This window comes from Carboxydocella sp. ULO1 (assembly GCF_002049255.1).
Classification (GTDB): domain Bacteria; phylum Bacillota.
On record NZ_BDLQ01000007.1, the window covers coordinates 1 to 17,041 of the forward strand.

Annotated in this window: 34 protein-coding genes and 1 pseudogene; all 35 read left to right on the plus strand. The window is 50.5% G+C overall.

Features of this window, described 5'->3' with window-relative positions:
- Positions 1–138, plus strand: a pseudogene (gene tuf, locus ULO1_RS00690) (elongation factor Tu); the annotation flags it as partial.
- 240 nt (positions 139–378) lie between these two features.
- Positions 379–687, plus strand: coding sequence for a 30S ribosomal protein S10 (gene rpsJ, locus ULO1_RS00695; protein ID WP_078666533.1), 309 nt, complete (start codon positions 379–381; stop codon positions 685–687).
- Between the two features lie 56 nt (positions 688–743).
- A complete protein-coding gene (gene rplC, locus ULO1_RS00700) occupies positions 744–1,370 on the plus strand; it encodes a 50S ribosomal protein L3 (protein WP_078666532.1) in 627 nt (208 codons plus the stop codon).
- 30 nt (positions 1,371–1,400) lie between these two features.
- On the plus strand, positions 1,401–2,021 hold the full coding sequence (gene rplD, locus ULO1_RS00705) for a 50S ribosomal protein L4 (RefSeq protein ID WP_078666531.1): 621 nt from the start codon (positions 1,401–1,403) through the stop codon (positions 2,019–2,021).
- Positions 2,021–2,308 carry a 50S ribosomal protein L23 gene (gene rplW / locus ULO1_RS00710; protein WP_079906489.1) on the plus strand — a complete coding sequence of 96 codons (288 nt, stop codon included), beginning with the start codon at positions 2,021–2,023 and terminating at the stop codon, positions 2,306–2,308. Before rplD ends, rplW begins: the two co-directional genes overlap by 1 nt.
- Positions 2,309–2,334: 26 nt before the next feature.
- A complete protein-coding gene (rplB, locus tag ULO1_RS00715; protein WP_078666529.1) occupies positions 2,335–3,162 on the plus strand; it encodes a 50S ribosomal protein L2 in 828 nt (275 codons plus the stop codon).
- A gap of 37 nt (positions 3,163–3,199) precedes the next feature.
- The gene (gene rpsS / locus ULO1_RS00720; RefSeq protein WP_078666528.1) at positions 3,200–3,478 is read left to right on the plus strand and encodes a 30S ribosomal protein S19; all 279 of its coding nucleotides are present in this window, start codon (positions 3,200–3,202) and stop codon (positions 3,476–3,478) included.
- Positions 3,479–3,499: 21 nt separating this feature from the next.
- Positions 3,500–3,841: a 50S ribosomal protein L22 gene (gene rplV, locus ULO1_RS00725; RefSeq protein ID WP_078666527.1), complete on the plus strand. Its 342-nt coding sequence runs from the start codon at positions 3,500–3,502 to the stop codon at positions 3,839–3,841.
- Positions 3,842–3,843: 2 nt separating this feature from the next.
- A complete protein-coding gene (gene rpsC, locus ULO1_RS00730; protein WP_078666526.1) occupies positions 3,844–4,521 on the plus strand; it encodes a 30S ribosomal protein S3 in 678 nt (225 codons plus the stop codon).
- Positions 4,521–4,955, plus strand: a complete 435-nt coding sequence (rplP, locus tag ULO1_RS00735) for a 50S ribosomal protein L16 (RefSeq protein ID WP_078666525.1) — start codon at positions 4,521–4,523, stop codon at positions 4,953–4,955. The genes rpsC and rplP overlap by 1 nt, the downstream gene beginning before the upstream one ends.
- Positions 4,945–5,148: a 50S ribosomal protein L29 gene (gene rpmC / locus ULO1_RS00740; RefSeq protein WP_078666524.1), complete on the plus strand. Its 204-nt coding sequence runs from the start codon at positions 4,945–4,947 to the stop codon at positions 5,146–5,148. The genes rplP and rpmC overlap by 11 nt, the downstream gene beginning before the upstream one ends.
- Before the next feature lie 18 nt (positions 5,149–5,166).
- On the plus strand, positions 5,167–5,427 hold the full coding sequence (gene rpsQ / locus ULO1_RS00745) for a 30S ribosomal protein S17 (RefSeq protein WP_078666523.1): 261 nt from the start codon (positions 5,167–5,169) through the stop codon (positions 5,425–5,427).
- An 18-nt stretch (positions 5,428–5,445) separates the two neighbouring features.
- A complete protein-coding gene (rplN, locus tag ULO1_RS00750; RefSeq protein ID WP_078666522.1) occupies positions 5,446–5,814 on the plus strand; it encodes a 50S ribosomal protein L14 in 369 nt (122 codons plus the stop codon).
- 12 nt (positions 5,815–5,826) lie between these two features.
- Positions 5,827–6,144 carry a 50S ribosomal protein L24 gene (gene rplX / locus ULO1_RS00755; protein WP_078666521.1) on the plus strand — a complete coding sequence of 106 codons (318 nt, stop codon included), beginning with the start codon at positions 5,827–5,829 and terminating at the stop codon, positions 6,142–6,144.
- Between the two features lie 28 nt (positions 6,145–6,172).
- Positions 6,173–6,718 (plus strand): 50S ribosomal protein L5, encoded by a 546-nt coding sequence (gene rplE, locus ULO1_RS00760; protein ID WP_078666520.1) that lies wholly within the window; start codon positions 6,173–6,175, stop codon positions 6,716–6,718.
- Between the two features lie 12 nt (positions 6,719–6,730).
- The gene (locus tag ULO1_RS00765; protein WP_078666519.1) at positions 6,731–6,916 is read left to right on the plus strand and encodes a type Z 30S ribosomal protein S14; all 186 of its coding nucleotides are present in this window, start codon (positions 6,731–6,733) and stop codon (positions 6,914–6,916) included.
- A 26-nt stretch (positions 6,917–6,942) separates the two neighbouring features.
- The gene (gene rpsH, locus ULO1_RS00770) at positions 6,943–7,341 is read left to right on the plus strand and encodes a 30S ribosomal protein S8 (RefSeq protein WP_078666518.1); all 399 of its coding nucleotides are present in this window, start codon (positions 6,943–6,945) and stop codon (positions 7,339–7,341) included.
- Between the two features lie 18 nt (positions 7,342–7,359).
- Positions 7,360–7,911 carry a 50S ribosomal protein L6 gene (gene rplF / locus ULO1_RS00775; RefSeq protein ID WP_078666517.1) on the plus strand — a complete coding sequence of 184 codons (552 nt, stop codon included), beginning with the start codon at positions 7,360–7,362 and terminating at the stop codon, positions 7,909–7,911.
- Between the two features lie 43 nt (positions 7,912–7,954).
- Positions 7,955–8,323 (plus strand): 50S ribosomal protein L18, encoded by a 369-nt coding sequence (gene rplR, locus ULO1_RS00780; protein WP_078666516.1) that lies wholly within the window; start codon positions 7,955–7,957, stop codon positions 8,321–8,323.
- A gap of 34 nt (positions 8,324–8,357) precedes the next feature.
- Positions 8,358–8,858 (plus strand): 30S ribosomal protein S5, encoded by a 501-nt coding sequence (gene rpsE / locus ULO1_RS00785; RefSeq protein ID WP_278307655.1) that lies wholly within the window; start codon positions 8,358–8,360, stop codon positions 8,856–8,858.
- An 11-nt stretch (positions 8,859–8,869) separates the two neighbouring features.
- Positions 8,870–9,055, plus strand: a complete 186-nt coding sequence (gene rpmD, locus ULO1_RS00790; RefSeq protein ID WP_078666514.1) for a 50S ribosomal protein L30 — start codon at positions 8,870–8,872, stop codon at positions 9,053–9,055.
- Between the two features lie 18 nt (positions 9,056–9,073).
- Positions 9,074–9,517 (plus strand): 50S ribosomal protein L15, encoded by a 444-nt coding sequence (gene rplO, locus ULO1_RS00795; RefSeq protein WP_079906486.1) that lies wholly within the window; start codon positions 9,074–9,076, stop codon positions 9,515–9,517.
- Position 9,518: 1 nt separating this feature from the next.
- Complete coding sequence (gene secY, locus ULO1_RS00800) at positions 9,519–10,781, plus strand: preprotein translocase subunit SecY (protein ID WP_079906485.1); 1,263 nt, start codon at positions 9,519–9,521, stop codon at positions 10,779–10,781.
- Between the two features lie 38 nt (positions 10,782–10,819).
- Complete coding sequence (gene map, locus ULO1_RS00805) at positions 10,820–11,569, plus strand: type I methionyl aminopeptidase (RefSeq protein WP_278307642.1); 750 nt, start codon at positions 10,820–10,822, stop codon at positions 11,567–11,569.
- Positions 11,570–11,596: 27 nt separating this feature from the next.
- Positions 11,597–11,881: a KOW domain-containing RNA-binding protein gene (locus ULO1_RS00810; protein WP_078666511.1), complete on the plus strand. Its 285-nt coding sequence runs from the start codon at positions 11,597–11,599 to the stop codon at positions 11,879–11,881.
- 29 nt (positions 11,882–11,910) lie between these two features.
- Positions 11,911–12,129, plus strand: a complete 219-nt coding sequence (gene infA, locus ULO1_RS00815; protein ID WP_078666510.1) for a translation initiation factor IF-1 — start codon at positions 11,911–11,913, stop codon at positions 12,127–12,129.
- A gap of 24 nt (positions 12,130–12,153) precedes the next feature.
- On the plus strand, positions 12,154–12,267 hold the full coding sequence (gene rpmJ / locus ULO1_RS00820) for a 50S ribosomal protein L36 (RefSeq protein ID WP_078666509.1): 114 nt from the start codon (positions 12,154–12,156) through the stop codon (positions 12,265–12,267).
- A gap of 23 nt (positions 12,268–12,290) precedes the next feature.
- Positions 12,291–12,659, plus strand: a complete 369-nt coding sequence (gene rpsM, locus ULO1_RS00825; protein ID WP_078666508.1) for a 30S ribosomal protein S13 — start codon at positions 12,291–12,293, stop codon at positions 12,657–12,659.
- Positions 12,660–12,677: 18 nt separating this feature from the next.
- Positions 12,678–13,067, plus strand: a complete 390-nt coding sequence (rpsK, locus tag ULO1_RS00830) for a 30S ribosomal protein S11 (RefSeq protein WP_078666507.1) — start codon at positions 12,678–12,680, stop codon at positions 13,065–13,067.
- A 16-nt stretch (positions 13,068–13,083) separates the two neighbouring features.
- Positions 13,084–13,710, plus strand: coding sequence for a 30S ribosomal protein S4 (gene rpsD / locus ULO1_RS00835; protein ID WP_078666506.1), 627 nt, complete (start codon positions 13,084–13,086; stop codon positions 13,708–13,710).
- A 56-nt stretch (positions 13,711–13,766) separates the two neighbouring features.
- On the plus strand, positions 13,767–14,711 hold the full coding sequence (locus tag ULO1_RS00840) for a DNA-directed RNA polymerase subunit alpha (RefSeq protein ID WP_078666505.1): 945 nt from the start codon (positions 13,767–13,769) through the stop codon (positions 14,709–14,711).
- A 19-nt stretch (positions 14,712–14,730) separates the two neighbouring features.
- Complete coding sequence (gene rplQ, locus ULO1_RS00845; protein ID WP_078666504.1) at positions 14,731–15,069, plus strand: 50S ribosomal protein L17; 339 nt, start codon at positions 14,731–14,733, stop codon at positions 15,067–15,069.
- Positions 15,070–15,154: 85 nt separating this feature from the next.
- Positions 15,155–15,898, plus strand: a complete 744-nt coding sequence (gene truA / locus ULO1_RS00850; protein ID WP_079932712.1) for a tRNA pseudouridine(38-40) synthase TruA — start codon at positions 15,155–15,157, stop codon at positions 15,896–15,898.
- 114 nt (positions 15,899–16,012) lie between these two features.
- Complete coding sequence (rplM, locus tag ULO1_RS00855) at positions 16,013–16,447, plus strand: 50S ribosomal protein L13 (protein ID WP_079906483.1); 435 nt, start codon at positions 16,013–16,015, stop codon at positions 16,445–16,447.
- 21 nt (positions 16,448–16,468) lie between these two features.
- Complete coding sequence (rpsI, locus tag ULO1_RS00860; protein ID WP_078666706.1) at positions 16,469–16,867, plus strand: 30S ribosomal protein S9; 399 nt, start codon at positions 16,469–16,471, stop codon at positions 16,865–16,867.
- Positions 16,868–17,041: the final 174 nt, after the last annotated feature.

Consider the following 17,041-nt stretch of genomic DNA (forward strand, 5'->3'; position numbering starts at 1 on the left):
ATGGTTATGCCTGGTGACAACGTTAAGATCGAAGTAGAACTGATCACCCCCATCGCTATTGAAGAAGGTCTGCGCTTCGCTATCCGCGAAGGTGGCCGGACTGTAGGCGCTGGCGTGGTATCAGCTATCAACGAATAATCTTAAAGCTATACTTTTGGGGACAGGTACTGCAGGCAAAAAAGTCTGCAGTATCTGTTTCTCTATAGAAATTTTCGCAAACCCCTTGTATTTCTGGGGTAAAATCAATATAATATATAATTGTTGGCAAATCGACAGGCGATGAGGTGAAAGGTTGCCTTGTCGGGCCACCTACCCGTCAAGGGGAATTTTCACTGAGAATGTCCGCAACGATCGGGCGAAAAAAGGAGGGGTAAATCAATGAGCAAACAGAAAATCAGAATCCGTTTGAAGGCCTATGACCACAAGATTTTGGACCAGTCTGCGGCTAAAATCGTGGAAACAGCCAAACGGACAGGGGCCAAGGTAGCTGGGCCGATTCCGTTGCCTACGGAAAAAGCCATCTACACCATCTTGCGGTCTCCGCATGTCAACAAGGACAGTCGGGAGCAATTTGAAATGCGGACCCACAAGCGGCTGATTGATATCGTAGAACCCGGTCCCAAAACAGTCGATGCTTTGATGCGACTGGATCTGCCTGCGGGCGTTGATATTGAAATTAAACTGTAAACACATTACGGCACGCCTGGGGGCGTGTTCAGAGAAATGCATAGGAGGTGGCAAAAATGGCGAAAGGTATCTTGGGTAGAAAAGTGGGGATGACTCAGCTTTTCACTGAAGATGGCAAATTGATCCCCGTAACTGTGATTGAGGCTGGCCCGTGCGTCGTAGTACAAAAGAAAACCGTAGAAACCGATGGTTACAATGCCATCCAGGTTGCTTTTGGTGATGTGAAGGAGACCCGGGTGAACAAGCCTCTGAAAGGGCATTTTGCCAAGGCGGGGGTTCAGCCCAAGCGCTACGTTCGCGAATTCCGCGTAGATAATGTCGATGAATATCAGGTAGGTCAGGAAATTTTCGCTGATATTTTTGCTGAAGGAGAAGCAGTGGATGTAACCGGTATTTCCAAGGGTAAAGGTTTTGCCGGTGCCATCAAACGGCACGGTTTTGCCCGCGGCCCAATGGCTCACGGTTCTAAGTACCACCGTCGCGTCGGTTCTCTGGGTGCTAAAGGCCCGGCTCGGGTATTTAAAGGCCGTCCTCTGCCGGGGCGTATGGGTGGAGAAAGGGTTACCGTACAAAACCTGCAAGTGGTAAAAGTTGACCGGGAACGCAACCTGCTGGTTATTAAAGGCAGTGTACCCGGCAACAAAAACAGCCTGCTGATCATCAAACCTAGCGTCAAAGCTTAAAGATAAACGGCAGGAAAGGAGGAAAAAGTGATGCCTAAAGTGGCACTGTACAATATCAACGGTGAACAGGTGGGCGAAATTGAGCTGAAAGATGAGATCTTCGGCATTGAGCCCAACAAGCATGTGCTGCATCAAGCAGTGGTGGCTCAGCTGGCCGCTGAACGGGCTGGCACCCATTCCACTAAGACCAGGGCTGAGGTCGCTGGCGGTGGCAAGAAGCCCTGGCGGCAAAAAGGTACCGGTCGGGCTCGTCACGGGAGCATTCGTTCTCCTATCTGGCGTGGGGGCGGTATCGTGTTTGGTCCCAAGCCGCGCAAGTATGGCTTTAAGTTGCCCAAGAAGGTAAGAAGACTGGCACTGAAGTCTGCGCTTTCCGCCAAGGTTCTGGCTAATGAGATTTTTGTACTGGACAATCTGAGCTTTGAGGCTCCTAAGACCAAGGAAATGGTGAAAGTCCTGAACAACCTGAAAGCCCAAAATGCTCTGGTGGTAACTGCTCAGCTGGATGAGAACGTCTTCAAATCTGCTCGCAACATTCCTGGGGTAAAACCGGTAACTGCCTCTGGCATTAATGTATATGACCTGCTCAAACACGGCAGTCTGGTTATCACCAAAGATGCAGTGGCTCGGGTCGAGGAGGTGCTAGCCTAATGCGGAGCTATCAAGATGTGCTGATTCGCCCCGTAGTATCGGAAAAGTCCATGGCTTTGCTGGCCGAAAATAAATATACTTTTCTGGTCAATCCTGCAGCTAACAAAATCGAAATCAAGCATGCTGTGGAAAAAGCCTTTGGTGTAAAAGTTGTAGATGTTTGGACCATGAACATCAAGGGTAAAACCAAGCGGGTAGGCCGTACTGTTGGCAAGACCCCTGACAAGAAAAAGGCGATAGTTAAACTGGCTGAAGGCCACAAGATCGAATTGTTCGAAGGTGTGTAAGACGCAAGGAAAGGGAGGGAACCATAATGGCGATCAAGTCCTTTAAACCCACCTCTCCGGGCCGCCGCTTTGTAACTGTCTCCACTTTTGAGGAGATTACTACTGATAAGCCGGAAAAATCCCTGCTGGAGCCTCTCAAGAAAAAGGCTGGCCGCAACAATCAGGGTCGGTTGACTGTGCGCCATCAAGGTGGCGGACATAAGCGGATGTACCGGATCATTGATTTCAAACGCAACAAAGATGGCATTCCTGGCCGCGTTGCTACTATCGAGTACGATCCGAACCGGAGTGCTCGCATTGCCCTGATCAACTATGCTGACGGGGAAAAACGCTATATCATCGCCCCTGTTGGTCTGAAAGTTGGCGATGTCATTTACTCCGGGCCGGAAGCGGATATTAAAGTGGGCAATGCTCTGCCGTTGCGCAATATTCCGGTAGGTACCACTGTCCACAATATCGAGCTCAAGCCGGGCCGTGGTGGCCAGCTGGCACGTTCTGCTGGTTCCTATGCTCAGCTGATGGCCAAGGAAGGCAAGTATGCCTTGCTGCGCATGCCTTCCGGTGAATTGCGGAAAGTACTGGCCGAGTGCCGGGCTACCATCGGTCAGGTAGGCAACCTGGATCATGAAAACATTACTATCGGTAAAGCTGGTCGGGCTCGCTGGCTGGGTATCAGACCTACCGTCCGCGGTGTGGTAATGAACCCTGTCGATCACCCGCATGGTGGTGGTGAAGGTCGTTCACCTATCGGGCGTAACCCGGTTACACCCTGGGGTAAACCGGCTCTGGGTGCTAAAACCCGGAAGAAGAACCATCCTACTGATAAGTTTATTGTGCGCCGTCGCAATAAATAACCTGCGAAAGACAGCGTGAAGGGAGGCAGATGCGAAGATGGGCAGAAGCCTGAAAAAAGGACCGTTTTGTGATGAGCACCTGCTGAAAAAAGTGCGGGCTTTAAATGAAAAAGGGGAAAAGCGGGTCATTAAGACCTGGTCCCGTCGTTCCACCATTTTCCCGGAAATGGTTGGGCATACTATTGCTGTGCATGATGGCAGAAAGCACGTGCCTGTGTATATTACTGAAGAAATGGTCGGACACAAGCTGGGTGAGTTTGCTCCTACCCGGACCTTCAAAGGGCACGCCGGGGAAAAGACAACTTCCAGGAAATAACGGACGAGAGGGGGTAATTCCATGGAAGCCAAAGCCGTGGCGAAGTATGTACGCATTTCGCCCCGTAAAGTTCGGCAGGTTATTAATGTTGTGCGGGGCAAGGATGTGCAAGAAGCTTTTGCTATCTTGCGATTCATGCCCAAAGCTGCTGCACGGGAAGTGCTAAAGGTATTGAAATCTGCTGTGGCTAATGCTGAACACAACTATGAAATGGACACTCAATCCCTTTATATAAGCAAAATCTTCGTTGACCAGGGACCAACCTTGAAACGGTATAATCCGCGGGCTATGGGTCGGGCCGATCTGATTCGGAAGCGTACTAGCCATATAACCGTGGTGGTCAGCGAGAAGAAGGAGGGATAACGGTGGGTCAGAAGGTACATCCCAAAGGACTGCGGATCGGGATCATTAAAGACTGGGATGCCAAGTGGTTTGCAACCCGGGATTTCGATAAACTGCTGGTGGAAGATGTTAAACTGCGTCGTTATGTAAAGAATCGGCTCTATGGTGCTGGTGTCTCCAAGGTCGAAATTGAGCGCAGTGCCAACAGGGTCAAGGTTACCATTCACACAGCCAAGCCGGGAATTGTTATCGGTCGTGGCGGTGCTGAAATTGAAAACCTGCGCAAGGACCTGGAAAAAATGACTGGTAAGCGGGTCAATGTAAATGTGCAGGAAATCAAAGTGCCGGAGCTGGATGCACAACTGGTTGCAGAAAATGTTGCCGCTCAGCTGGAAAAGCGGGTTGCTTTCCGTCGGGCAATGAAACAAGCTGTAAGCCGGGCGCTGCGTCTGGGTGCTGGCGGTATTAAAATCGCTTGCTCTGGTCGTCTGGCAGGTGCTGAAATTGCCCGGACTGAATGGTATAACGAAGGGAAAGTTCCCTTGCATACTCTCCGGGCTGACATCGATTATGGCTTTGCAGAAGCCAACACCACTTATGGCAAAATCGGTGTCAAAGTTTGGATTTACAAAGGCGAAGTTCTGCCTGAAGCCAAGCCGGCAGTAGCTGTTGCTGAGGCTGCTGAAGGAGGGGAGCAGTAATGCTGGTACCAAAAAGAGTAAAATGGAGAAGAGTACACCGGGGCCGGATGAAAGGCCGTGCTAAAGGCGGTACCGAGCTGGCATATGGTCAGTATGGGTTACAGGCTTTAGAGCCCGCCTGGATCACCAGCCGGCAAATTGAAGCGGCCCGGGTTGCTATGACTCGTTATATCCGCCGGGGCGGTAAAGTATGGATCAAAGTTTTCCCTGACAAGCCCATAACCGCCAAGCCTGCTGAAACTCGGATGGGTAGCGGTAAGGGTTCACCGGAGTACTGGGTAGCAGTCGTAAAACCCGGTCGCATCCTGTTTGAGCTCTCTGGCGTTCCTGAGGAAACTGCCCGGGAGGCCATGCGTTTGGCTGCCCACAAGCTTCCCATCAAAACCAAGTTCATAAAACGCGAAGAAATGGGTGGTGAAGCAAATGAAAGCTAACGAAATCCGTAACCTGAGCAATGAAGAGTTGACCCAGAAACTGGGCGACCTGAAAGATGAACTCTTTAAGCTGCGCTTTCAATTGGCCACAGGCCAGCTGGACAATCCCATGCGTATCCGGGAAGTCCGCAAAACCATCGCCCGTGTTAAGACCATTCTTCGCGAGCGGGAACTGAAAGCTACCCAGGCTTAAGGAAAGGAGGTTTCGCCTGTGGAAAGAAACAGCAGAAAGGTTCGGATCGGGACTGTTGTCAGTGACAAAATGGATAAAACCGTAGTAGTAGCTGTTGAATCCATGTTCCGTCATCCGTTGTACGGTAAGACTGTTAAGCAGACCAAGAAATTCAAGGCCCATGATGAAGAAAACGCCTGCCGCATTGGCGACAGAGTCAAAATAATGGAAACCCGGCCGCTGAGCAAGGATAAGCGCTGGCGGGTTGTCGAGATCCTGGAGCGGAAGGAACAACTGTAGGAAAGGAGGTCACCAGATATGATTCAGGTGCAGACAATCCTGAATGTGGCTGACAATACTGGGGCCAAGAAACTGATGTGCATCCGGGTAATGGGTGGTTCCAACCGCCGTTATGCCTCGGTTGGTGATATCATCATCTGTTCTGTTAAAGAAGCAACACCTGGCGGCGTGGTCAAGAAAGGTGATGTGGTCAAGGCCGTTGTGGTGCGGACCAATAAAGAAGTACGTCGTCCTGATGGTTCCTACATTAAGTTTGATGACAATGCCGCTGTAATCATCAAGGAAGACAAAAGCCCCCGGGGAACCCGGATTTTTGGACCTGTAGCTCGGGAGTTGCGGGATCGGGACTTTATGAAAATCATCTCCCTGGCTCCGGAAGTTCTCTAAGGAGGTGGCAGAATGTCCAGGGTACATGTAAAAAAAGGCGACACTGTAGTAGTTATTACCGGGAAGGATGCCGGTAAAAAAGGGAAAGTGCTGCAGGTAATCACCGACAAAAACCGCGTTGTTGTTGAAGGTGTGAATATTGTAAAACGCCACACCAAGCCCAATCAAGCAAATCCCCAGGGTGGGATTATCAGCAAGGAAGCTCCCATCCATGCTTCCAATGTCATGCTCTGGTGTGACAAATGTGGTAAAGGCGTTCGTTATGGCAAACTGATTAAAGACGGAGTAAAAGTTCGGGTTTGCAAAAAGTGTGGCACTAACCTCGAATAGAACTTGACCGGGAAAGGAGGTAGTAACCTTGGCACGACTCAGAGAGAAATACCAAGCCGAAGTAGCTCCTGCATTGATGCAGAAGTTTGGCTATAAAAACGTTATGCAAATTCCTAAACTGGAAAAAGTGGTAATCAATATCGGTCTGGGAGAAGCCATTCAAAATCCCAAGGCCATTGAGGCTGCTGTTAATGACCTGACCATGATTACCGGTCAAAAGCCCATCGTCACCCGGGCCAAAAAATCCATCGCCGGCTTTAAGCTGCGGGAAAACATGCCCATCGGTGTGAAAGTTACTCTGCGGGGCGACCGGATGTATCATTTCCTGGACAAACTGTTCCATGTAGCCCTGCCCCGGGTAAGGGACTTCCGCGGGGTATCTCCTACAGGTTTCGACGGCCGGGGCAATTATAACCTGGGCCTGAAGGAACAGCTGATCTTCCCTGAAATCGAGTATGACAAGGTCGATAAACTGCGTGGAATGAACGTAACCATCGTTACTAGCGCCAAAACTGATGAAGAAGCCCGTGAACTGCTCCGTTTGTTGGGCATGCCCTTCCGGGCCAGCAAGTAAGGAGGGAAGAACGTGGCTAAGAAATCGATGATTGCCAAACAACAGCGGAAGCCCAAATTTAAAGTCCAGGGTTATAACCGCTGCAAACTGTGTGGCCGTCCCCGGGCCTACATGCGGAAATTCGGCATTTGCCGGATCTGCTTCCGGGAGCTGGCATATCGAGGCGAAATTCCCGGCGTGAAAAAAGCCAGCTGGTAGGATAAACGGAAGGAGGTAGCTCAACCATGGTAATGACCGACCCCATTGCGGATTTTCTGACCCGGATCAGAAACGCGAATATGGTCTACCACGAAAAAGTGGAAGTACCTGCATCCAAGATGAAGACCTCTCTGGCCGAGATTCTGAAAAACGAAGGCTTCATCAAGGATTATGAATATATTGAAGATGGCAAGCAAGGGGTTTTGCGCATCTATCTGAAGTATGGTGCCAACAAGGAGAAAGTCATCTCCGGCCTCAAGCGAATTAGCAAACCCGGCCTTCGGGTTTATGCCAAGAAAGATGAAATTCCCCGGGTTCTCGGTGGACTCGGAATTGCCGTTATCTCCACTTCCAAAGGCTTGATGACCGATAAGCAAGCTCGCAAAGAAGGACTGGGCGGCGAAGTAATCTGCTACGTATGGTAAGAAGTAGGAGGTGTCATCATGTCCAGAATCGGTAAACAGCCGGTGGCTGTTCCCAATGGGGTGGAAGTCAAAATCGACGGCAATGTCGTAACTGTCAAAGGCCCCAAAGGGCAGCTGACCAAAACCTTTCACCAGGACATGAAAATCAGCCTGGTGGATAATCAAATTATCGTCGAGAGACCTTCTGATGAAAAACAACATCGTTCCCTGCATGGCCTGACCAGAACCCTGATCGCCAATATGGTTGAAGGGGTTACCAAAGGTTTCAGCAAAAACCTGGAGCTGGTAGGGGTTGGTTACCGGGCTCAGAAGCAGGGGCGTAAGCTGGTGCTGAGCCTTGGCTTTAGTCATCCGGTTGAAATCGAACCCGAACCAGGGATTGAGATAGAAGTGCCGGCAGCTACCAAGATTTCTGTAGTCGGTATCGATAAGGAAAAAGTCGGACAGCTGGCTGCTGTAATTCGCTCCATCCGTGAGCCTGAGCCGTATAAGGGCAAGGGTGTTAAGTATGAAGGGGAAGTTATCCGCCGCAAAGTCGGTAAAACCGGTGGTAAAGGTAAGAAGAAGTAAGCAGGTGGCCTAAACACCTGAACTGAAAGGAGTGAACTTACCTGTGTATAAGCGCATAGATCGGCGTGAGATTCGGCGCAAAAAACATCTGCGGGTTCGGAAAAAAGTAGTTGGGACTGCCGAAAGACCTCGTCTGGCAGTTTACCGCAGTTTGAATCATATCTATGCTCAAATCATCAATGATGAGACCGGTACAACTCTGGTAGCCGCGTCTACCGTTGAGCCGGCAATTCGCAGCCAGGTAAAATATGGCGGTAATGTAGAAGCCGCCAGGGTAGTAGGTAAGGCTGTGGCTGAGAAGGCCAGAGCAGCAGGTATCACCAAGGTTGTTTTCGACCGCGGTGGCTATCTATATCATGGCAGGGTAAAGGCCCTGGCTGATGCAGCTCGCGAAGCCGGACTGGAATTCTAAAGTACCTGCGTAAGGAGGGAAAGTAATGGCCAAGATCGAGAAAATCGATCCCAACAGCTTGGAACTGACCGAAAAGGTTGTGGCAATAAATCGGGTAGCCAAGGTTGTTAAAGGCGGTCGGCGTTTCAGCTTTAGCGCCCTGGTAGTCGTTGGTGACGGCAATGGCCATGTCGGTGCTGGTCTCGGCAAAGCCGGGGAAGTACCTGATGCCATTCGCAAAGGAATTGAAGATGCCAAGAAAAACATGATTCGCGTGCCACTTAAAGGCACCACCATTCCCCATGAAGTTGTCGGGAAGTTTGGCGCTGGCAAAGTCCTGCTCAAGCCCGCTTCCGAAGGTACCGGTGTTATTGCCGGAGGTGCTGTACGCGCTATTCTGGAACTGGCCGGTGTACATGACATCCTGGCCAAGTCTCTGGGCACTTCCAACCCCAACAACGTGGTACGGGCTACCATGGAAGGACTGAAAGCCCTCAAGACCGTTGAGGAAGTAGCCAGACTGCGGGGCAAAAATCCGGACGAAATTCTCGGTTAGGAGGGAGTACAGTGGCTCAACTGAAAATCACTCTGGTGAAGAGCCCAATTGGCTATGCTGAAGACCAGAAGGTCACTGTGCGGACCCTGGGACTCAGAAAGCTGCAACAGACTGTTATTCATAATGATACCCCTCAGATTCGGGGTATGGTGAAAAAAGTACAACACCTGCTCAAGGTTGAAGAAATTAGCGAATAGGACAGGGAGGTGTAAGTGATGAAGCTTCATGAGCTGCAACCGGCTCCTGGCTCTAAGTTCGAACCTGTCCGCAAAGGCCGGGGGATCGGATCGGGATTAGGTAAGACTGCCGGCCGCGGCCACAAAGGGCAAAAGGCCCGGAGTGGGGGTGGCGTGCGTCCTGGTTTCGAAGGCGGTCAAATGCCGCTGCAACAGCGCATACCCAAGCGTGGTTTCAACAATGCCCGCTTCCGCAAGGAAATCGTGGCCATCAATGTATCAGCTCTGAATATCTTCGAAAACGGAACGGAAGTTACCCCCGAACTGCTGGTCAAAGCCGGGGTCATCAAGTCCGTAAAGGATGGCGTCAAAATTCTAGGTAACGGGGAGTTGGAAAAGGCTTTGACAGTTAAGGTCAACGGCTTTAGCAAGTCTGCTGTGGAAAAGATTCAGGCAGCAGGCGGAAAAGCTGAGGTGATCTAAGATGCTGTCAACCCTGTCCAATGCCCTGCGGATTGGTGAGCTGCGGAAAAAGCTGCTTTATACCTTAATGATGCTGTTTGTTTTTCGGCTGGGTGTACACGTGCCTGTGCCAGGTATCGATGTAGCAGCTATTAGAAAATTGCTGGAAAGCCAGGCCTTTGTAGCCTTTTTCGATGTGATTTCCGGGGGTGCTTTTAAAAACTTCTCCATCTTTGCTATGAGTATCACCCCCTATATTAACGCCTCCATTATCATGCAATTGCTGACAGTGGTTATTCCCACTCTGGAGCAATGGGCTAAAGAAGGTATTGAGGGGCGGAAGCGCATAGTTGAATTCACCCGCTATCTGACGGTTGTGCTGGCTTTTATCCAGGCAACTGGTATCTATTTCGGGCTGGGTGCAGCTATTCCCAATAAAGGGATTGTAACCTATATCGTCTTTGTTACCAGTCTGACAGCCGGTACAGCCTTTTTGATGTGGCTGGGTGAACAGATCACGGAAAAGGGCATTGGCAATGGTATTTCCCTGCTTATTTTCGCAGGGATTGTTTCCCGCATTCCTTCTGCTCTTGCCAATATTCAAAAATTGCTGGCAGCAGGCAGTATCAATGTTTTGAATGTGCTGCTTCTAGTCGTAATCGGTGCACTGGTAATCGCCGGGATTGTATTCATTCAAGAAGGACAGCGGCGGGTCCCGGTACAGTATGCCAAACGGGTGGTTGGCCGGAAAGTTTATGGTGGGCAGAGTACCCATATTCCCATTAAGGTTAATCAGGCTGGCGTTATTCCGGTGATTTTCGCCTCTTCTTTGCTGATGTTTCCGGTTCAGATTGCACAGTACTTCCCCACCAACAGTTTTGCTCAATGGTTCATCAGGTGGTTTGGCTGGGGCACCTTCTTGAATACCATCTTTTTTGCTCTACTGATCATCGCATTTACGTTTTTCTATACGGCCATTACCTTTAACCCGGTAGATGTAGCGGACAACATGAAGAAGTATGGCGGCTTTATACCGGGAATTCGACCAGGCCGTCCCACCGCAGAGTTTCTCAATCGGATTATGATGAGACTGGCATTAGCAGGTGGGGTATTCCTGGCCTTGATTTCCATCCTGCCTAACTTCATGATGGCAATAACCAAAATCCAGAACGTCTATTTCGGAGGTACGGCCCTGCTTATCGTGATCGGGGTAGCCCTTGATACTATGAAGCAAATGGAAGCGCAGATGCTGATGCGCCATTACCAGGGATTCATGCGGGGGTAATGGCCGGTGGGCTGTCGTCCTGAACAGGAGGGAACGGGTTGGCCATTCACTTTAAAACCGAGAAGGAACTACAATTGATGCGGGAAGTCGGTCGGGTGGTGGCTATAACTCTGGCAGAGCTGGAACAGGCAGTTCGCCCGGGCATAACCACAGCGGAATTGGACCGGATAGCTGAAAATGTGATCCGAAAGCTGGGGGCAGTGCCCGCTTTCAAAGGTTATCATGGCTATCCGGCCACCATCTGCGCTTCAGTCAATGAAGAAGTTGTCCACGGCATTCCCGGTTTAAGAAAACTGGAAAATGGTGATATTATTAGTATTGATGTGGGTGCGGTACTTAATGGATTTTATGGTGACAGTGCCAGGACTTTTCCGGTAGGTGACATTTCTGCTGATGCCAGGCGGCTGCTGGCAGTTACTGAAGAATCCCTCTACCAGGGCATCAGTCAGGCGAAAGTCGGCAACCGGATTTCAGATATTTCCCACGCAGTACAAAAATATGTAGAAAGCCACGGATTTTCCGTGGTTCGGGACTATGTTGGCCATGGCATAGGTACTGCAATGCATGAAGAACCCCAGGTGCCCAATTTCGGTCCGCCAGGGCGAGGCCACAGGTTGCTGCCAGGGATGACTCTCGCGATTGAGCCGATGGTCAATATGGGTGAGTATCATGTCAAGACACTGGCGGATGGGTGGACAGTGGTGACCCTGGATGGTTCGCTGTCGGCTCATTTCGAACACACCATCGCCATCACAGCCGATGGCCCGGAAATATTGACTAAGGTTTAGGTGCCTTGTGGCATGGAGGTGCAATCCATGGCTGAGAAGGAATTGCAAATCGGTCAGCTGGTTTACTCCAGGGCTGGCCGGGATCAAGGCCGCCCCTTCCTGGTATGGGATTATCTGTCTGATACCATGGTGGCGGTGGTAGATGGGGATCTGCGCAAAGTGGAATCTCCAAAGAAAAAGAATATTAAACACTTGAAAGCCATGCCTGCTATTGCCGAGGAGATTGCCAGAAAAAAGCTGGCCGGCGTGCGCATCTTCAACCATGAAGTCCGCAAGGCTTTGAAGGACCTGGGAGCAATACCTGAGCAATGATTTGTGGGACACAAGGAGGGTAAAGACCTATGGCCAAATCAGATGTCATCGAGGTAGAGGGCACTGTAATTGAGCCCCTACCTAATGCCATGTTTACCGTGGAACTGGATAATGGACACCGGGTGCTGGCCCATGTGTCCGGCAAAATCCGTATGAATTTCATCCGGATCCTGCCCGGGGACCGGGTCACTGTGGAATTATCTCCTTATGACCTGACCAGAGGCCGGATTGTATATCGGTATAAGTAACCCGGGACAAAAGGAGGAATTGCCGTGAAGGTTAGACCATCTGTAAAACCTATCTGCGAAAAATGTAAAATTATCAAGCGCAAGGGCGCTGTTATGGTGATATGCGAAAATCCCAAACACAAACAGAAGCAAGGTTAAGGACATAGGAGGTGTAGCGAACTATGGCCCGTATTGCTGGTGTAGACCTGCCCCGGGAAAAGCGGGTAGAAGTGGCTCTGACCTATATTTTTGGTATTGGTCTTCCCACTTCCAAGAAGATTCTGGCCGAAACCGGAATTAACCCCGACACAAGGGTGCGGGATCTGACTGAAGATGAAGTTGCTCGTCTGCGGGAAGTTATTGATAAGAACTATAAAGTTGAGGGTGATCTGCGGCGGGAAATCGCTCTTAACATCAAGCGTCTGATTGAAATTGGCTGCTATCGGGGCATTCGTCATCGTCGTGGGCTGCCTGTCCGTGGTCAGCGGACTAAGACCAATGCCCGGACCCGCAAAGGTCCGCGGAAGACGGTAGCCGGCAAGAAGAAGTAATAAGGGGGGAATTTAAGCATGGCTCGGAGACCGCAAAGAACCAAGAAGCGGGAACGGAAAAATGTAGACAAGGGCGTAGCCCACATCCAGTCTACCTTCAATAACACCATCGTTACCATTACAGACCGGCAAGGTAACACTATTTCCTGGGCTTCTGCCGGAACCAGTGGCTTTAAGGGCTCCCGCAAGAGCACACCCTTTGCCGCTCAGCTGGCTGCGGAAAATGCCGCCCGGGAAGCGATCGAACATGGCATGAAGGAAATCGAAGTTTATGTTAAAGGACCGGGAGCCGGTCGGGAAGCAGCGATTCGGGCACTGCAAGCTGCTGGTCTGGAAGTTAGCCTGATTAAGGATGTAACTCCCATTCCCCACAACGGTTGCCGCCCGCCCAAGCGGCGTCGTGTTTAGGAGGTGCTGTTGAAACATGGCAAGATATACTGGTCCCAGCTGTCGTCTGTGCCGTCGGGAAGGTATCAAGCTCTACCTGAAAGGCGAACGATGCTATACTGGTAAGTGTGCAATTGACCGCCGGAGCTATGCCCCTGGTCAGCATGGTCAGGCTCGGAAAAAGTTGTCTGAATACGGTGTGCAGTTGCGGGAAAAGCAGCGGGCCAAGCGGATTTATGGTTTGCTGGAAACCCAGTTCCGCAACTATTTCGAAAAGGCAGACCGGATGCCTGGCATTACCGGTGAAAACCTGCTGCGGCTGCTGGAGCGGCGCCTGGACAACGTAGTCTATCGTCTGGGTTTTGCTTCCTCCCGGAACGAAGCCCGGCAGTTGGTACGGCATGGACATTTCACTGTTAACGGTCGTCGGGTAAACATCCCCTCCTTCCAGGTAAAAGTCGGGGATGTGATTGCCATCAATGAAAAGAGTACAGAGTCCCCGCGGTTCAAGGAATTAATCGAGCTGGCTCCTAACCGGGGTGTACCGGCATGGCTGGAGCGGGATCTCAATACTTTAAGCGGTAAAGTGGTTGCTCTTCCTGCTCGAGAAGACATCGACGTACCTGTTCAAGAGCACCTGATCGTCGAGTTGTACTCCAGATAATGGTTGGTTCTAACCCTCTGGTGGTCTGAATTCTCGAGAAGGAGGGTACAAATAGGATGCTGGAAATCGAAAAACCCACCATTGAATGTGTGGAACTGGCTGAGGACAACACCTATGGCAAATTCGTTGTCGAGCCGCTGGAGCGGGGTTATGGCGTAACCCTGGGCAACTCCCTGCGGCGGGTGCTGTTGTCTTCCTTACCGGGGGCGGCGGTAACCTCGGTCCGGATTGAAGGGGTACTGCACGAGTTTTCAACTATTCCCGGTGTAGTTGAGGATGTTACTGATATCATCCTCAACTTAAAAGGCCTCAGTTTAAAAATGCATACCGATGAGGAAAAGGTTCTGATCCTTGAAGCTGAAGGAGAGGGCGAAGTCAAGGCCGGAGACATCAAAGCTGATGCAGATGTGGAGATTTTGAATCCCGATCTGCATATAGCTACCTTAGATCACGGTCGTATCTATATGGAAATCACTGTGGCTAAAGGCCGCGGTTATGTTTCTGCAGACCGCAACAAAAAGCCGGACCATGAAATTGGGGTTATTCCCGTTGACTCAGCCTTTACTCCCGTACGGCGGGTGAAATATGCGATTGAAAACACCCGGGTCGGACAGATTACTGACTATGATAAGCTGACCATGGAAATTTGGACTGATGGCAGTATTCGTCCCGATGCTGCCCTCAGCTGGGCCGCTAAAATTCTGTCCGAGCATCTTTCCCTTTTCGTTGGTCTGACAGATGCCATTGGTGATGTCAAGATCATGGTCGAGAAGGAAGAAGAAGCCAAGGATCGGATTCTGGAAATGACTATCGAGGAACTGGACCTTTCGGTGCGTTCCTATAACTGTCTGAAGCGGGCCGGTATCAATACCGTTGAAGAACTGGTAAACCGGACCGAAGAAGATATGATGAAGGTACGCAACCTGGGCAAAAAGTCCCTGGAAGAGGTCATTAACAAGTTGCAAGAACTGGGCCTGTCCTTGAAGAAATCCGAAGAGTAGACTGAGGAGGGAAACTTAAATGGCATACAGAAAGCTGGGTCGGAACAGTGGCCACCGGCGTGCTCTGTTACGAAACATGGTAACCTCCTTGTTTAAGGAAGAGCGCATCGAGACTACTGCTCCTAAGGCCAAGGAAGTACGGAGCATTGCCGAAAAAATGGTTACCCTGGCCAAGCGGGGAGACCTGGCAGCCCGCCGTCAGGCTTTGGCATATATCCTGGATGAAACCGTAGTTAAAAAGCTGTTTGATGAAATTGGACCCAAATATGCCGAGCGCCAGGGCGGCTATACCCGCATTGTAAAAGTTGGCAATCGCCGCGGTGATGCTGCTGAGGTTGTAATACTCGAGCTGGTCTAAGTATGTTAGCAAGGGTCAGGATGGGTAACAGCCGCTGGCAGCTGCTCTCCTGACTTCTTGTTTTGATGAATTGAGGGGCTAAATTATGCGCAACCTCAAATTGATCCTGGAATATGATGGCACTAATTATCATGGCTTTCAAAGTCAGGCAACAGCGGGGCTACCTACTATTCAGGGTGAGCTGGAAAGAGTATTACAGCGCTGGACTGGTGAAGCCATCACGGTAATTGGCGCCAGCCGAACTGATGCCGGTGTCCATGCCCGGGGCCAGGTGGTTAACTTCCATACCAGCTGGCCGATACCAGTGGATAAAGTGCCTCTGGCTCTTAATTCTGGCGGGTTGCCGCCTGATATTGTTATCAAGCAGGCAGAGGAAGTGGAACCGGCTTTTCATGCCCAGTTCTGGGCCAAAAACAAAACCTACCGTTATACCATCTATAATAGTCGGATACCTTCAGCTTTCTGGCATCGTTATAGCTGGTATGTTCCTGTTTTGCTGGATAGCCAGGCGATGGCTGAGGCAGCCCGCTTTTTGCTCGGCACCCATGATTTTGCCGCTTTTCGGGCAGCAGGAGCTACCAGCAAGACAACGATTAGGACGATTAATCAAGTAGCAGTGGCTCAGGATGGTCCTTTACTCACTATCACCATTAACGGCAATGGTTTTCTGTACAATATGGTACGCATCATTGCTGGCACTCTGGTGGAAATTGGCAAAGGAAAACTAAACCCGGAGGTTATTACCCAAATCATTGCCAGCCGGGACCGTAACCAGGCCGGGCCCACGGCGCCCCCCCAGGGGCTGTGTTTACTGGAAGTTAACTATTGACATGACAACTTCTGCATATTACAATGATTTTATGACATGGTATGGAATACCCCTGCCCCGGAGGGTTTTTATACCACGATTTGCAGTTCTGTCAGGATGCAAGGAGGGAAAAACATGACCACCTATATGGCCAAACCCCAAGAGGTGCAGCGCAAGTGGTACATCTTGGATGCGACAGGAAAACCCCTGGGCCGCCTGGCTTCTGAAGCTGCCAGGTTGCTGCGGGGCAAGCATAAACCCATTTACACTCCCCATGTGGATACCGGTGACCATGTGATCATCATCAATGCCGAAAAGGTAGTCCTGACCGGGAAAAAACTGGATCAGAAAAAATGGCAGCGTCACTCCGGTTACCCGGGCGGATTTAAGTCCACTGACTACCGGACTCTGTTACAGACCAGACCGGAACTGGCTGTGCAGCTGGCTGTCAAAGGCATGCTGCCCCATAACCGGCTGGGTGACAAAATGTTGAAAAAGCTCCGCGTCTATCGGGGCAGTCAACATCCCCACCAGGCTCAACAGCCTGAGCTGTGGGTAGGTCAAGAGTAACAGAGGAAGGAGGTAGTAATAGTGGCTCAAGTAGTTCAATACTGGGGTACCGGAAGACGGAAAAATGCAGTTGCTCGTGTACGTCTGATTCCCGGTGGCACTGGCAGGATTCTGGTTAATAACCGGGAACTGGGTGAATATTTCGGGAAAAAGACTCTGGAAATGATCGTAAAGCAGCCTCTGGAAATCACCAATACTCTGGGCAAATTTGATGTCCTGGTTAAAGTTCATGGTGGTGGGATTTCCGGCCAGGCTGGCGCTGTGCGTCATGGCATCGCTCGTGCTCTGACTAAAGCAGATGAAGAATTGCGGCCTGCTCTGAAGCGGGCTGGTTTCCTCACTCGTGACCCGCGCATGAAGGAGCGCCGCAAGTATGGCTTGAAAAAGGCCCGCAAAGCTCCTCAATACTCCAAGCGTTAATTTCATATTGTCTGAATCTAATCCCTGCGACTACCTGTTTTTCCGGGTTAGGCGCAGGGATTTTTTAGAAAGTACATAAGTTTACGTAGGATATTGCATTGCAATAAAAGATTGTACATAATACTTGTAAGAGTATAATGCAAATGTGTGTCATGAGGAAAATAATATTTTTGG

Coding starts and splice junctions, on each gene's coding strand:
- rpsJ (WP_078666533.1), top strand. CDS start 379: ATGAGCAAACAGAAAATCAGAATCCGTTTGAAGGCCTATGACCACAAG.
- ULO1_RS00840 (WP_078666505.1), top strand. CDS start 13,767: ATGCTGGAAATCGAAAAACCCACCATTGAATGTGTGGAACTGGCTGAG.
- truA (WP_079932712.1), top strand. CDS start 15,155: ATGCGCAACCTCAAATTGATCCTGGAATATGATGGCACTAATTATCAT.
- rplX (WP_078666521.1), top strand. CDS start 5,827: ATGTCCAGGGTACATGTAAAAAAAGGCGACACTGTAGTAGTTATTACC.
- rplO (WP_079906486.1), top strand. CDS start 9,074: ATGAAGCTTCATGAGCTGCAACCGGCTCCTGGCTCTAAGTTCGAACCT.
- rpsS (WP_078666528.1), top strand. CDS start 3,200: ATGGGCAGAAGCCTGAAAAAAGGACCGTTTTGTGATGAGCACCTGCTG.
- rplB (WP_078666529.1), top strand. CDS start 2,335: ATGGCGATCAAGTCCTTTAAACCCACCTCTCCGGGCCGCCGCTTTGTA.
- secY (WP_079906485.1), top strand. CDS start 9,519: ATGCTGTCAACCCTGTCCAATGCCCTGCGGATTGGTGAGCTGCGGAAA.
- rplW (WP_079906489.1), top strand. CDS start 2,021: ATGCGGAGCTATCAAGATGTGCTGATTCGCCCCGTAGTATCGGAAAAG.
- rplV (WP_078666527.1), top strand. CDS start 3,500: ATGGAAGCCAAAGCCGTGGCGAAGTATGTACGCATTTCGCCCCGTAAA.
- rplD (WP_078666531.1), top strand. CDS start 1,401: ATGCCTAAAGTGGCACTGTACAATATCAACGGTGAACAGGTGGGCGAA.
- infA (WP_078666510.1), top strand. CDS start 11,911: ATGGCCAAATCAGATGTCATCGAGGTAGAGGGCACTGTAATTGAGCCC.
- rpsD (WP_078666506.1), top strand. CDS start 13,084: ATGGCAAGATATACTGGTCCCAGCTGTCGTCTGTGCCGTCGGGAAGGT.
- rplQ (WP_078666504.1), top strand. CDS start 14,731: ATGGCATACAGAAAGCTGGGTCGGAACAGTGGCCACCGGCGTGCTCTG.
- rpsK (WP_078666507.1), top strand. CDS start 12,678: ATGGCTCGGAGACCGCAAAGAACCAAGAAGCGGGAACGGAAAAATGTA.
- ULO1_RS00810 (WP_078666511.1), top strand. CDS start 11,597: ATGGCTGAGAAGGAATTGCAAATCGGTCAGCTGGTTTACTCCAGGGCT.
- rpsH (WP_078666518.1), top strand. CDS start 6,943: ATGGTAATGACCGACCCCATTGCGGATTTTCTGACCCGGATCAGAAAC.
- rplP (WP_078666525.1), top strand. CDS start 4,521: ATGCTGGTACCAAAAAGAGTAAAATGGAGAAGAGTACACCGGGGCCGG.
- rplC (WP_078666532.1), top strand. CDS start 744: ATGGCGAAAGGTATCTTGGGTAGAAAAGTGGGGATGACTCAGCTTTTC.
- rpmC (WP_078666524.1), top strand. CDS start 4,945: ATGAAAGCTAACGAAATCCGTAACCTGAGCAATGAAGAGTTGACCCAG.
- rplN (WP_078666522.1), top strand. CDS start 5,446: ATGATTCAGGTGCAGACAATCCTGAATGTGGCTGACAATACTGGGGCC.
- rplM (WP_079906483.1), top strand. CDS start 16,013: ATGACCACCTATATGGCCAAACCCCAAGAGGTGCAGCGCAAGTGGTAC.
- rplF (WP_078666517.1), top strand. CDS start 7,360: ATGTCCAGAATCGGTAAACAGCCGGTGGCTGTTCCCAATGGGGTGGAA.
- rpsM (WP_078666508.1), top strand. CDS start 12,291: ATGGCCCGTATTGCTGGTGTAGACCTGCCCCGGGAAAAGCGGGTAGAA.